A 12,734-nucleotide genomic window follows, 5' to 3' on the forward strand; every position below is an offset into this window, starting at 1 on the left:
TTTGTTTCCTTCCCTATACCAACGCTTCATCGAGCCCGACAAGCTCCGTCGTCAGCGTGAACACGTTACCGGTAATGAATGCTCGACCAACGGTCGAGGACACGTTTACCAGGAAGTCGTAAACATTGTACGATCGCCCCATGATATCCGCCACAATATCTACATCAATGACAATTTGCCCATCGGCTTTGATCCAGTAGTAACTAGCGTGATCTTCCACCACGATTGATGGATTCGACTTCTTTTGCTCCCCAAGGATGATGTCGTCGACGACGACTTCCATTTCCTCACTTTTCATTAGAACAAGTACAATATCACGCGATTCCTTGACGGTCATGTTTTTTTCATCAAGGAATTCGTCGATAAACGCCTGCCCATTTTTAGAGTTCAGGCCCTCGCTCGATCCACGTCCGCTCATGCCGGTATCCCCTTCGCCATAACATCACGAAATAGGTTGAATGGACTTCGTAGCGTCAGATCGATACGCCAGCGCTGGGTCCATGCCGCTCATCACTTCGGCCACCAAACCGGCGACATCCGCCTCGTATCCAATCAGGTGAGCGAAGTCGGTCGCCCAATCCTGCATGACGCGCTCAACGCCTTCCTCTACGACGCTGCGCCCTGCGACTTTCTCGGAAGCATTCGGAAGTTGAGCATAGATTCCGACAAATCCTCTAAGTCCTGCGAGGGTGACCGGAAGCCATTTGTCAGTCCAGGCACGTATCACCGCCCGGTTGTGCAACCCGAAATCGGGATCGTTCGCAAGATTGTCTCCGAACAGCCGCCGCACACCCCCCTTGGCGGTTTGGGCGTAGCCGCTCGCCTGACTTAGAAACCAAGGCGTGATGTTATCGCCATACGCTGGCGCGATTCTCTGAAAGAACTCCCGCCGAACGAACTGCCCGTAAATAGCATCAATGATCGCATGCGACGCCCAAAGGATTTCTCCCCAGTCATACGTGTCGCCCCAAAGGCGTTCGACCGCCTCGCGAATGCCGGCATAGATCGGGCTCTTGGTCCACACTTCTTTCGCCCGCACCAAGTCGGCGTCGAAGTTTTCTATCTGCTTGCTCAGAAACACGCGCTCTGTCTGCACCATCTGCGCAGCGTCATTCTTATCAAATGCTGTTAGAGCAACCCAGGTCTTTACGAAATCCGAAATAGAATCTTTCGTGGCTGATGAATGCGCGTTGAACAAACCGTATTCGTAAAAAGTCAACGCCCCAAAATCGACATCGAGGAAACCAATCCAGTCACGTTCGATTAACCGAACAAGCCCCTCAGAGGAAGCCGCTTTCATGAACCGGTCTGCAGTGCGCCCATCTTCCGCCTTGGCCTTGACCGCGGGATAAAACCAGCGGCGATCGGGATCCCGAAATTTGAACCAGTCGCGATTGATGAGCTCCGTGGTTTCGTTCGCATAGGCGCCACGGCCGCCGGCATGCTTTTGCTGATACTCACCGACCTCAATGCCGCCGCCCGCATAGTCGGCGCTCTGCTGCGCATAGGCCGTCAACTGCTCATACTCGGTCAACCGCTTGCCTTCCGGCACGACATAATAACTCATTGTGCGCTGCTTCTCCAGCGGCTCCGCTGGCGAAACTTTCCGGATTTCCATGATCCGCTCGGGTTCGAACGCCGCCCGAATTGACTGCCCCTGCTTCATCTTGGTTTCCTCTCTTCAGATCTGAGCACCGGCGCCGCCTTTGACGGCGCCGGTGCAGTTCCGCGTCAGTGCATCTTCAGAGGATTCGGAATCTTCATCCCAATTCGCTGAATGTCATCAATGGTCCACATGTTGTCCGAGCGCAAATGGGGCTGCGCTATCATTGTCTTGCCGTCACTGCGCAATCCGCCGCCTGCGCGGATGACCTCGGAAAGTTCCCACCCCTCAAACTGAGTGAGGAAATCCTGCGCCTCGTAGCGCTCGGGCTCGAGCAGGAATTGTTGCTCGCCATAGGTGTCCGAGAAAGCGTAACGCCGGCCATTGCGCTCCAGGATGCGAAGATCGCACGCACCCTTCGCGAGCTTCGGACAGAACGGCACGCCAGACACGTGGTCCACATAGGGAATGTAGCCATTCTCGATCAGCCAAGCCGACGGCAGAAATCCGCTCTTCGGATCTTCAAAGCCTAGCTTACGCCATTCGTCATAAATGCGCCCGTAACGGTCGTACCAGCCAGGATAATTCTCCTCGAACCAAGCCATGTCGACTTCGTCTGGAAGCTCATGCCGCCAGTGGTGCAACGGCCAGAGGGCATACGCGAGAATGGCGACATCATGGTGCGACCAGACGGCGTCCTGCTTCGCCTCTCGCAGGCTGGGCGGCGATGTGACTCCATACTTGGCCAAGCGGCCAAGCCAGATCCCCGCCCAATCTTCATACACCCACCGATTCCAAGTCTTATACCACGGCTCCACCTTGTATCTGCTGAAATATTCGAACAGATAGCCCAAGATCGGCGTGAAGTATTTCGTCTGAGTCCAGAAAGCGTTATTGAGGTCGGTGTTGAGATGCAGCTTGGCTTTCGGGTCATTGATCACAGACACGATCGTCTGATACCCGTTCGCCATGTGGCGCATCTCATCGGTCTGGATCGACGTAAAGACGGTCGGCGTAATTTCATCGCCGTTTGTGGCGGCCCACTCCGTCAAAGCGACGATCAACGGATTAGTGTAGCAAGCCTCAGCCACCAACTGAAGGTTGATGGAACATTCGACCGGATCGCCGGCATTGAACCCGTCGCCGAACGCGCGCTTGATCCCTCGGAAGGCAGGGCCAACGCTGCGCAACTGACGAGGATTGTTGTGCCCGGCAGCGTCAGAGCCGTGTTTCGAAAAGTAGTGATTGACGTAGGCCGTCTGGTTGCTGTGCCGAATTTCGTCGATCACCTGGGCGAGATATCCATTTTTCTGCTCGGGAGACTGTGCGGAGTCCCAGAGCAAGGCGGAGCCTGCGATCGCATTGTACTCACCGCATTCCAGAAAGTTGGCGAAAACCTTCATCGCTTCCGCCCATCGGGGATGGACCCGGTTCGCGGCGTCGAGACGGTCGAGCCCATCGAGCAGGGTTCCGAACTGCCGCTCCTCTTTAATTGCCTCCATCCGAGCATATTCTTTAGCGGTAAGCTTGAACTGTTCCTTGGTCAAATTCGCCATTTCATACTTCGTGCCGTATTTTGTACGGTTTTTTTCAAACTCCCACTTGAAATCCATCAGATAGCGATGGACTTCCTGAGCCTCGACCGAAGTCGGCGCGCGGACTGCGCGCTTCGTATTTTCCATAATGCTGTGGCCGCTCGGCTTTACTGATTGCATTCTTAGTCCTCCTGAATCCCTGCTATGACCCACGCTGGCCGCGCTCTGCGGTCTTGCGCGATTGCTTCCGCCATGTCGGAATCTTCTGGGAACCGCCCAAGCGAGTTCGCCCAGCGTCACTACGCGGGCCCCTAACGCATCAGAGCGGCCGTGAGCGCCTCAATTAGCTTGCGTTCATCCCTGCGCCCTAAATCTGTTTAGGGCTGCTTTTTTTCCATTTTTTGCGCGGGTTGAACCCTGCGCACTGGTAGTTTGCACGAAAGAGCCTTGACGGATATTGCCTAAAGGTACAGTTTCAGCGCGTTCGCAGCAAGATACGTGAATGAATCGGAACAGGCGGTAAGCGGCCACGGTACAGACGGCCTGCGCCTTCCTCGACGCTCGCGATACCGAGCGTCTCGAACGGATCATTTCCGACCTCAGCGCGACATCCACCACAGAAACCATCTCAGATAGGTGGATGTGAAAGCAAGCCACGCCTCGTTCGGTTGACCTTGTTTATTTCCAGATCCTTCGCGCCGCGAGTTACGCACCTCTCGTCCCGGGCGGACACCTCGAAGAACCGGCTAAGAGCCCTTCTCTGATTGGGGTCGTTGAGGTCAAGCTGCTCGTTCTGGTCGCCCCGTCTTGGCTTCTCCGGCTCGTGTCGCCCCATGGGTCACACGCTTCTCTTCGCGGTCGGCGCTGGGCCGCCGCATGATGGGGTCAGGAGGGCGAGGCGTCTCAATCTGTTTCACGACCTTGGGTTTGCCCAGGTTCTGGACTCTCAACGAGATCGCCTTGCCCATCGTCCCCACGGGAACGATCCGGTTCACCCTTGCGGGGTCATGCGTGGTGTCTGGCCCTCCCGTTTCGGCTCTGCGGCGTCATGCAGCGGCCGTGGCTCCATTGGCGGGGTCTTTGCCCCAGCGGAACTGCGAACCGTCGCTCCACATGCGGTGGAGGATGACGGCGAGCTTGCGGGCGACCGCGACGCGGGCGCGGGCCATGCCGCGATGCCTGGCGATCTTCATTCCCCACGCCCGCAGGCTCGACCATTTCTGGCTCCTCACGAGCAGCGTATGCGCCGCCTCATAGAGCGCCGTGCGGGCGAGTTCGTCGCCGCATCGGCTGATCTTGCCCTGGATGTCGGTCTCGCCCAACTGAAAGCGCGCCGGTGTCAGCCCGACCCGGCGTCCCGAGCTTGAGGCCGGCCTCAGCGGTGCCTAAAGCCACCACGTTCTGCCGGGCGTCGGCCATTTCCCGCTGCGGAAAGTCCCCGACGCAGTGCTCGAGCGCCTCCCACCTTTCCTTCGGGCGCCGACGGGAGGACACTTGGCGCCGTTATCTGCGGCGATGCCGACCCGCCCTAGAAGACAGGCTTACGGTAGCGCGCCTTGTCGGCATCCGGCGTCACCAAATCGGGATCGTAGCCGTTCTCGATGAGCCTGCGGGCCGTTTCGTCTCCGTGCTCGGCGGCGCGATCAATGTAACGGCGGCCGAGGAGGGGATCACGCGCGACGCCGTGTCCGCGCAACAGGTCGAGACCGAAATTGAGCTTCTCCCACGGAAGAGCCCAGTTCGGCGCTGCGCCTGTCCCACTCCGCAGCGGCTGCCGGGTTGGACGGGTGCGTATAACCATTCTCCTCTATCCAGGCCATCCACGGGAGAGCGCCCGTGACACCCTTTTCGGCGCAGTAGGCGAAGATGCGCTCGGCGTAGACGTGCATTCCCGCTTTCGCTGCCTCGTATCCGGCAATGCAGTCGAAATTGGTGGCGCGCTTCTCCTCAATGCGGCGCATCACGGCGTCCATGGAAAATTCCTGCGGATTGAGCACGCCGTGGTCATCGACGACGGTATCGCCGGCGAAGGCCTCCGATGCCGAAGCCGCTAGAACGAAACCCAGCAGGGTCGCCCGCAGAATGAGCGCGTTCGCGCGTCTAAACATCATCGCGTCCTCCTCGTCATGGCAGATGAAGGGATGTTACACGTGCGCTGGCATCGGGATGTCAGGCGCAAGTCTGCCGATTTCAAGAAATATGCACGACGGGTGGGTCCTTCTACCCGTCGAAGCGATAGCCGAACCCGTGCACGGTGCGGACGATCCGCGGGTTGGCCGGATCGTGCTCGATCTTCCGGCGGAGCGCCGAGATGTATTGATCCACCGCCCGACTGTTCGGCATGTAATCCCGTCCCCAGCAGAGGTCGCAGAGGTCGTTGCGTGAGACGACCAGGCCCTTGCGGTCGTGAAGGATCCTGAGCAGCGTCACCTCGCGTTTGGTGAGGTCGATGCGCCGCTTGCCCCGGTAGGCGCGCAGTTCCTCCGGCGCCACCTCGATGTCGCCGAGGATGAAACGGGCCGTGGGCGGGGGCCGCGCTGGGGAAAGCGCGGCGCGGCGCAGGAGCGCGCGGATGCGCGCCAGAAGCTCGCGCGCGCCGAACGGCTTCGTCAGAAAATCGTCGGCGCCGTATTCGAGACCGAGCACCCGATCGGTCTCCGTGTCCCGCGCGGAGAGGATCAGAATCGGTAGGGCCGGGTCATGCTCGCGGATCTTCCGGCAGAGGGCGAAGCCGTCCAGTTTCGGCATCGTGACATCGACGATGGCGATGGCGATGAGCGGCGCGTGATCGCGAGCAAGCGCCAGCGCCGTGTCCCCATCGGGCGCGGAAAGACAGGCGAAGCCCTCCAGCGCCAGAAGCTCGGCGAGGCCCTGGCGGAGGTTCTGATCGTCCTCCGCCAGAAGAACGCTTTGGGGCGGGTGGGACACTGTGCGGCTTCCTCCCACCCCCTCAGCCCTCCCCGACCGGCAGGGCCACCTCGAAGCTGGCGCCGCCGCCACGGATGTCGGCGGCGAATGTCCCGCCGCAGGTCGCTGCCAATTCCCCGACGACCTTCAGGCCGAGCCCGAAGCCGAGCGCAGTCCCGGTGTCGCCTGCGCCGCCTTTCACGCCGTCGTCTCGGACCCGCAATATGAACCTTTCGGCCTCGAGAGTGGTCGAGATGCTCACGCGCGAGCCGGCCGCGTGGCGTCGGGCATTGTCGAGCAGGTTCACGACGATGCGCTCCAGAACGCGGCCGTCAAGGCGCGCCGGCCGCCCGGCGCCGCCCGAAAAGGCGACAGCGCAGCCTGCCTCGCGCATGAGCGGCTCGTAACGGACGATGAGCGCGCCGACGACTGCATCTAGAATGAGCGGCGCCGTTCCGGCGGACTGGACGGGCTCGCCCCGGGCCTGGTGCACCGCTTCTTCGGCAATGGACCCGAGGCGCGCGATCTCCTCTTCGAGCACCGCACAATAGCGGCCGATGGGAGCCGTGTCCCGGCCGTGGCGGGCAATGAGATCGACATAGAGGAGAAGGTTGGACAACGGGGTGCGCAGATCGTGCGAAAGGCGCGCGGCGCACTCCGCGCGGCGGCGCTCTTCGGCGGCGGCATCGGCCTGTCTCCGGAAGAGGCTCCAGAGCGCCACGCCCCAGCCGATGGCGACGGGCGCGAGGACGGAGGCGCCGAGCGCCGCATGGGCGAATGCGGGATAAGGCGCCGCCGCGGCACGGATCTTCCAGCCCTCCAGCGGCCGGACAAGATCGATGCTCGCGGCGGGCTCCAGCGGACCGCCCTCGGGCGCAGTGCGCCACCGTGTCATCGACCCAGGATCGACGATCTCCACGGGCGCGTCCCCAAAATAGGTATTTGACGCCGTCTCCTCCGCCAGGGACCGCAGTGCCTGATCAGAAGGCAGAGCGAGGCAGAGGGTTTGCGCCTCGCCGACCACCCGGCAAGAGACGAGCGTGGGGAGGTCGTCGATCGCCGACCATGCGAGGCCCCTTTCATCGCCCTTTGCGTGGGACCGGGCGAGGGAGAGGGCGGGCGCGAGCTTGGCGAGCTTCAGGATCTCCTGCAACAGGGCTGCGGTGGGGTCCTCCGGCGGGAAGGCCCGTCCCTCGCCGCGGAAGTGCACCGCAAATGCAACCGCGCCGTCGGACACGAGCCGGCGCAACACGTCCACCTCGTTCGTGCCTGCAGCCAGGGCGCCGAGCACCAGCGATTCACTTGCCTCCATCTCCTTCGTCACGGCCGCCTCGAGGCGCTTGCCGACCGCTGCGCCCCGCTCTCGCGCCGCCGCCAGGTTTCGCGCCTCGCCCGCCGTCCGCTCTATGTGGATCGTTCGCAGCGCCATGGCGGCGATGACCGCAAGCGGCACCGCGATCAGCGTGAGCGCGAGCCAGTGCCTCCGCCACCGGCGAGTCTCTTCCGAAGGCTCATCCCCCATGATCGCCATCATAAAATATCCAGTTAGCGCCAGCGTTTTTCCGCCGCTATTGTGCGCGCCGGCCGCACCCTTGGGCAATCGGGTGAAGGAGGCAGGCGTTCGGCCGGGGCTTCTCGGGCGTCGCCGCGCGGACGGAATCTAGAGAACCGTCTGCCGCAAGCCGCTGCTGGAAACGACGATGTTCCTGTACCGGCAACGGCCCGAGCGCCGCAGGAACACGCTGTTGGCGATGAGCCAGACGCCGACGATGTGCCTCGCGTCGCCGCCAACATGGGCCTTGTAGTCATCATGGACCGGACGGGCTTCCGAGAGCCACTGCCCGAGTTCGTCGCGTCCGGTCCGCACCACCATGTGGGTCTCGCGCCCCGCCCAGAGGGGCAGGGGGCAACGGAAGACGTGGCCTGACGGCAGGCCGGCGCTCCACATGTAAGTGAGGTCCTGCCCGTCATCGAACTCGACGGCGATGGACAGATAATCATGGGTGCCAATCTCGTCCTCCGGCGTGGGCGCCGGAAGCTCATCGACCACCCAGCTCCATTCGAGGGTGGCGCCGGGGGCGAGCTGCAGCGCCACCGGACGCTGCACGATTCCAACGCTCTTGTGGGTGGAACAGAGGATTTCCCTATTCGGCCCGGATCGGAAGGTGCCGTCGCCGTTGCCGAAGAGGAATATGCTTTTCCAGCCCGGCGGGAGTACGGGAACCTTGTCGAGCCGCGCGATCTCGTCGTGGATCAGCCCCGCCACGTCGCTCATGGCCGCAAGCCGGGCGAGGCCCGTGCGCGCATCGCCGTTCCATATGAGGGCGACCCCTTCGATCCGGCCTTCGGCGGCAAGGTAGACATCGGTGGGGGTCGCGAGATCGCCGTTGGGCGAGGCCCATTCTCCGGCGGAGCGGGCGATGGCGAGGGGGCCGTCCCGGTCCGCGGTCATCGTCCCGGTGTTCGCCATCGAATTATAGAGCTGGCCCTTGTCGGCGCGGGCGTGGAAAGCGACCCCCGGCTCCACCCAGAGGTCCGCCGCCCGCGCGAGATACCAGCGGCCGGCGAGAAGGAAGGTCACCTGCTGACCCGTCCTGACCTCGCCGAGCTCCTTCATCCACGGCAGGTCCTTCCCGCGAAGCTCGAAGGGGACGGCTCGGGCGAGCTCGGGAATACCGCGTTGGTGCAGCAGGGCCACAATGGCCCTAACACGCTCTCCTTCGTCCGGCAGTCCGCTTGCCCCGAGTCCGTCGCCGACGGCGCGCGCCGGAGTGAGGCCGGTGGCGAAGGCTCCGCCGGCCAAGGCGGCGGCGCCCATGCCGGTCAGGAACGAGCGCCTCGTTCCCATCTCCTTCGGCGGCCTCAGATCTGGGCAACATCCGCATAACAACATTGGCACTTCCCCTTTGGTCCGATGTGAAGGCCGGACAGCCCCTCGGCGCACGCTACGATACGGCGCGGGAGAAGGGGTCAGGAGGGCGTTAGCGAAATGTCAGAAGATTGTGTGAAGCGGCGCGCCGCCGATGACGGACGCTCGGCCGCGCACCCAACCCATCGAGAGGGAAACCGGGTCAGCGACCGAGTTCTCTGCGATTCCCTCCCCCGCTCAATCCCGCTGCCACTGCCGCGCGCCCGGTCACGCTGTCGACTGCGCCCGGACCTGTGAGATCAGTCTGGCCCTGCCGCCCTATGGATCTCGCGCACCGAGACTTCAGCCAGACCAGCACGGCGATCGGTTCCGGACGAGATCATAGACGCAGTCGAGGTCGATGACCCTCGCCTCGACCGGCCCGCACAGCTCGAGCAGGTGATGCCAGTCCCTGCCGTTGCGGGCCAGCCGCGAGGCGTCGAAGCAGAGCACCGCGCCAATCTCGCCAGCGCAAAGCGCGGCGACGAGCTTCTCGAAGCCGGGGCGCGCGACCATGCCGCTCGCCGACCGGCCGAGATCGTCATCGATCACCTCGACGGTCCGGAAGCCGCGGCGCCGGGCGACGTCGACCGTAAGCGCTACGAACGCCCCACCTACCGCGGGAGCAGGAGATGAGGATCATCCGTCTGAACTTCGCGAGGAGGCAGTTCGGATGGACAACGACGGTGATGATGCCATGCATCAAGACATGCATGAAGCCAATGATTATCGGCGGATCGAGGTGATCACGGGTCATCGGAAGCGGCGATCGTGGACGGCGAAGGAGAAGACCGAGATTGTGGCGGCGACGGTCGCCGGCGCGGCGCTCATCGAGCGTCTTTCATCCGCGGTGGAAAACTCCGGTGGCCGCATTTCCTCCTCCCGCCTCGATGTGGAGGGGCAGCGTTGGGGACCCGGCTTCCTTTCCGCCGAGGCCAGCCTCGACATCGAGGAAGCGGACCTGCAGAAGCTGCTCTACGACATCGAGGCCGGCTTGCCTTTCCTTTATGTGAGCGAATTGGCGATACAAAGCGGAACGGTGGCTTCCGACAGCGCGGGCGGCCGGCTGAAGGTCGGCTTCACCGTCTATGGCCGCTGGCAGGGGGCACCTTGAGTGCGCTCATGGGGGCGCTGCGGATTATCCTTCTGACATTGCTCCTCGCCGCGGCGCGGACCGGCGGGGAGGGGGCAGCGCACGCGGCCGATCTGTTCGACCCAACCCTCGCCTCCGGTCTGGTGGAGATGCGCGCCGGGGCAGAGACCCACGACCTCGCCGAGGCGCTGGGAGGAAATCCGGTGCGGACGGTACCGCTGGAACGCCTCGCCGCGACCCGCGCGCGGCCGCTGTTCACGCCGTCTCGCCGGCCGCCGTCACCCCCGCTCAAGGCGTCGCCGCCCGCCCCGGCGGCCTCTGCCACAGCCACAGCCCCTGACCCGCCCCGTGTCGCCCTCATCGGCACGGTGGTGGGGGTGAGCGACGCCTACGGCATCTTCCGGATCGAGGCGACGGGCTCAGTGGTGCGCCTGCGCACCGGCGAGAGCTACAACGGTTGGGTTTTGCGTTCCGTACGCCGGCGCGACGCCGAACTTGAGAAAGACCACGGAACGGAGGTGCTGGTGCTGTCCGCGCGCGGGCAGGGCAGCGGCGCGATCGTTTCCGTCGGCCGGTCGGTTCCGGTCGAGCGGGCGCCGGACAGTGCACTGACCACAGCACGACCTACCCCACTGACGGGGTCAGCCCTTGAGGGCACGCACCGCGCTTCCCAGCCCGGTCGCAGGCGAGGCAATTAAGATCCATAAACAGATCATTTTATATAGTATGGATTATTTGTGGATCGAGATGGCATTTGACCCTTGCGGTCGATGGCTTTAAGTCATAAACAGATCATTTAATTACATAATGGTCTATTTATGGAGCGTTCGGCGATGGCCAAGCCGATCACCCGTCCTTATTCCCGCTACAGCCACGACGCCGTTCTGCTGCTGGGGCAGCTCATCCGTCGCGCCCGCATCGAGCGCAAGATCACGGCCATGGAACTGGCCGAACGCGCCGGGATCTCGCGTGGGTTGGTCCAAAGGATCGAGAAAGGCGACCCCGGCTGCGCGATCGGCGCCGTCTTTGAAGCGGCGGCCGTGGTGGGCGTGCGGCTCTTCGATGCCGATCAGGGGGCGCTCACAAGCGCGATCGGCGCCAACGCGGCGATGCTGACGCTCCTGCCCAAGGCGGTGCACCCCTCGAAACTGGAGGCCAAGGATGATTTCTAAGGCGGGGCCGACCGAGGCGTTCGTCTGGATCTGGCTGCCGGACGAGACTGAACCGGTCGTCGCCGGCCGGCTCGCTGCGGTGGGCGCTCAGCTGCTATTCAACTACGGACGCAGCTATCTCGCGCGGAAGAACGCCATCCCGCTTTATGCGCCCGAGCTGCCTTTGCGCGCGGGCGTGCTGCCGCTCCTCAACGGACTGCACATGCCGAGCTGCATCCGTGACGCGGCGCCCGATGCGTGGGGACGGCGCGTGATCCTCAACCGGAAGTTCGGCGCGAAAGGAGAGAATATCGACGTCACCTCGCTCGACGAACTCACCTATCTTCTGGAGTCCGGCTCGGACCGGATCGGGGCGCTGGATTTCCAGGCATCAGCGACCGAGTACGTCGCCCGCGACGCGACATCCGCCTCCCTTGGCGAACTGATGAACGCTGCGGCCAGCATCGAAAAAGGTCTCCCGCTCACTCCGGAACTCGACCGGGCGTTGCTGCACGGCAGCTCGATCGGTGGTGCGCGCCCGAAGGCGATGCTCGCGTCGGGTGACCGCAAGTATGTCGCGAAATTCTCCTCGCAAAGCGACCTCTACAGCGTCGTCAAGGCCGAGTATGTGGCGATGCGCCTCGCGGCCGCGAGCGGCATGAATGTCGCTCGCGTAGCGCTGGAGCGCGCAGCCGGGAAGGATGTTCTGCTGGTCGAGCGTTTTGATCGCGCGAAGTCTACGGAAGGCTGGCAGCGCCGTGCGATGGTCTCGGCGCTGACCCTACTTGAACTCGACGAGTTGATGGCGCGCTATGCCAGCTATGAGGATCTCGCGACGATCATCCGCCACCGTTTCGTAGCGCCGAGGGAGACGCTGAAGGAGCTCTTCAGCCGCATGCTTTTCAATGTGCTGTGTGGCAACACCGACGATCACGCCCGCAATCATGCCGCCTTCTGGGAGGGCCATAGGCTGATGCTCACACCGGCCTATGATATCTGCCCGCAGGCCAGGACGGGCGGCGAAGCAACCCAGGCCATGCTGATCGCCGGCAATGAGCGGTGGAGCCGGATCGCTCTGTGTCTCGATGCAGCTCCATTGTTCCTCCTCTCTCGCGAAGACGCGATGGCTTTGGCGGCGCACCAGATCACCGTGATCCGTGATCGGTGGGCGGTGATCTGCGCGGAAGCGGATTTGAGCGAAGTCAACAGAAACCTGTTGTGGCGACGGCAGTTCCTCAATCCCTTCGCTTTCGAGGGAGCGCCGCCTTTGCTCGCGGCGCTGCTGGCATGAGGCGGGCTCCGCGACGAACACAAGGCGTCCTGGCCTCCGTTCTTCAAGCTCGTCGTGGAAAGCCCGTCGTAGCGATGCAGAGCAGCGCCTATGATGCCATCGGAATTGACCGAAAGCGGGTCGTCGCCATGATTGAGTCACCGCCCGTATCAGGCCTTGGAAGCGGCAGCCTTTCAGGCAGCGTTGGCGGAACGTCAGATGGCGCGAGCGCATTCGACGTTTATACCGAAGGTGGCTTCCCCGAGG

The 12,734-nt window shown here is 63.0% G+C and carries 11 protein-coding genes and 2 pseudogenes; 4 read left to right on the plus strand and 9 right to left on the minus strand.

Features of this window, described 5'->3' with window-relative positions; translation table 11 throughout:
- Positions 1–13: 13 nt before the first annotated feature.
- The 9 genes and pseudogenes from ACI7BZ_RS21785 to ACI7BZ_RS21825 all read right to left on the minus strand — a co-directional run.
- Positions 14–418, minus strand: coding sequence for an MmoB/DmpM family protein (locus tag ACI7BZ_RS21785; protein ID WP_414119298.1), 405 nt, complete (start codon positions 416–418; stop codon positions 14–16).
- Between the two features lie 24 nt (positions 419–442).
- Positions 443–1,666 (minus strand): ferritin family protein, encoded by a 1,224-nt coding sequence (locus ACI7BZ_RS21790; RefSeq protein WP_414119300.1) that lies wholly within the window; start codon positions 1,664–1,666, stop codon positions 443–445.
- Between the two features lie 65 nt (positions 1,667–1,731).
- The gene (locus tag ACI7BZ_RS21795; RefSeq protein ID WP_349237818.1) at positions 1,732–3,318 is read right to left on the minus strand and encodes a ferritin family protein; all 1,587 of its coding nucleotides are present in this window, start codon (positions 3,316–3,318) and stop codon (positions 1,732–1,734) included.
- An 866-nt stretch (positions 3,319–4,184) separates the two neighbouring features.
- Positions 4,185–4,490: pseudogene (locus ACI7BZ_RS21800) on the minus strand (transposase); the annotation flags it as partial.
- A gap of 318 nt (positions 4,491–4,808) precedes the next feature.
- Positions 4,809–5,249 (minus strand): hypothetical protein, encoded by a 441-nt coding sequence (locus tag ACI7BZ_RS21805; protein WP_414119301.1) that lies wholly within the window; start codon positions 5,247–5,249, stop codon positions 4,809–4,811.
- A 109-nt stretch (positions 5,250–5,358) separates the two neighbouring features.
- The gene (locus ACI7BZ_RS21810; protein ID WP_394107485.1) at positions 5,359–6,066 is read right to left on the minus strand and encodes a response regulator transcription factor; all 708 of its coding nucleotides are present in this window, start codon (positions 6,064–6,066) and stop codon (positions 5,359–5,361) included.
- Positions 6,067–6,088: 22 nt separating this feature from the next.
- Complete coding sequence (locus ACI7BZ_RS21815) at positions 6,089–7,579, minus strand: sensor histidine kinase (protein ID WP_282890859.1); 1,491 nt, start codon at positions 7,577–7,579, stop codon at positions 6,089–6,091.
- Positions 7,580–7,705: 126 nt separating this feature from the next.
- Positions 7,706–8,893, minus strand: coding sequence for a DUF3047 domain-containing protein (locus tag ACI7BZ_RS21820; RefSeq protein WP_282642964.1), 1,188 nt, complete (start codon positions 8,891–8,893; stop codon positions 7,706–7,708).
- 399 nt (positions 8,894–9,292) lie between these two features.
- Positions 9,293–9,544 (minus strand): annotated as a pseudogene (locus tag ACI7BZ_RS21825) (recombinase family protein); the annotation flags it as partial.
- A gap of 82 nt (positions 9,545–9,626) precedes the next feature.
- Here ACI7BZ_RS21825 and gspM point away from each other — a divergent pair.
- The 4 genes from gspM to ACI7BZ_RS21845 all read left to right on the plus strand — a co-directional run bounded on the left by gspM (position 9,627) and on the right by ACI7BZ_RS21845 (position 12,488).
- Positions 9,627–10,067: a type II secretion system protein GspM gene (gene gspM, locus ACI7BZ_RS21830; protein ID WP_282642963.1), complete on the plus strand. Its 441-nt coding sequence runs from the start codon at positions 9,627–9,629 to the stop codon at positions 10,065–10,067.
- Complete coding sequence (locus ACI7BZ_RS21835; protein WP_414119302.1) at positions 10,064–10,744, plus strand: hypothetical protein; 681 nt, start codon at positions 10,064–10,066, stop codon at positions 10,742–10,744. The genes gspM and ACI7BZ_RS21835 overlap by 4 nt, the downstream gene beginning before the upstream one ends.
- A gap of 135 nt (positions 10,745–10,879) precedes the next feature.
- A complete protein-coding gene (locus tag ACI7BZ_RS21840; protein WP_282641323.1) occupies positions 10,880–11,218 on the plus strand; it encodes a helix-turn-helix transcriptional regulator in 339 nt (112 codons plus the stop codon).
- Complete coding sequence (locus ACI7BZ_RS21845; protein ID WP_282641321.1) at positions 11,208–12,488, plus strand: type II toxin-antitoxin system HipA family toxin; 1,281 nt, start codon at positions 11,208–11,210, stop codon at positions 12,486–12,488. Before ACI7BZ_RS21840 ends, ACI7BZ_RS21845 begins: the two co-directional genes overlap by 11 nt.
- Positions 12,489–12,734: the final 246 nt, after the last annotated feature.

The sequence above is a fragment of the Xanthobacter sp. AM11 genome (genome assembly GCF_047444035.1).
In the GTDB taxonomy this organism is placed as follows: Bacteria; Pseudomonadota; Alphaproteobacteria; order Rhizobiales; family Xanthobacteraceae; genus Xanthobacter.

Excerpts from the sequence above, each read along its gene's own strand:
- ACI7BZ_RS21785 (WP_414119298.1), bottom strand. The coding sequence starts at position 418 with ATGAGCGGACGTGGATCGAGCGAGGGCCTGAACTCTAAAAATGGGCAG.
- ACI7BZ_RS21790 (WP_414119300.1), bottom strand. The coding sequence starts at position 1,666 with ATGAAGCAGGGGCAGTCAATTCGGGCGGCGTTCGAACCCGAGCGGATC.
- ACI7BZ_RS21795 (WP_349237818.1), bottom strand. The coding sequence starts at position 3,318 with ATGCAATCAGTAAAGCCGAGCGGCCACAGCATTATGGAAAATACGAAG.
- ACI7BZ_RS21805 (WP_414119301.1), bottom strand. The coding sequence starts at position 5,249 with ATGATGTTTAGACGCGCGAACGCGCTCATTCTGCGGGCGACCCTGCTG.
- ACI7BZ_RS21815 (WP_282890859.1), bottom strand. The coding sequence starts at position 7,579 with ATGATGGCGATCATGGGGGATGAGCCTTCGGAAGAGACTCGCCGGTGG.
- ACI7BZ_RS21820 (WP_282642964.1), bottom strand. The coding sequence starts at position 8,893 with ATGGGAACGAGGCGCTCGTTCCTGACCGGCATGGGCGCCGCCGCCTTG.
- gspM (WP_282642963.1), top strand. The coding sequence starts at position 9,627 with ATGGACAACGACGGTGATGATGCCATGCATCAAGACATGCATGAAGCC.
- ACI7BZ_RS21840 (WP_282641323.1), top strand. The coding sequence starts at position 10,880 with ATGGCCAAGCCGATCACCCGTCCTTATTCCCGCTACAGCCACGACGCC.
- ACI7BZ_RS21845 (WP_282641321.1), top strand. The coding sequence starts at position 11,208 with ATGATTTCTAAGGCGGGGCCGACCGAGGCGTTCGTCTGGATCTGGCTG.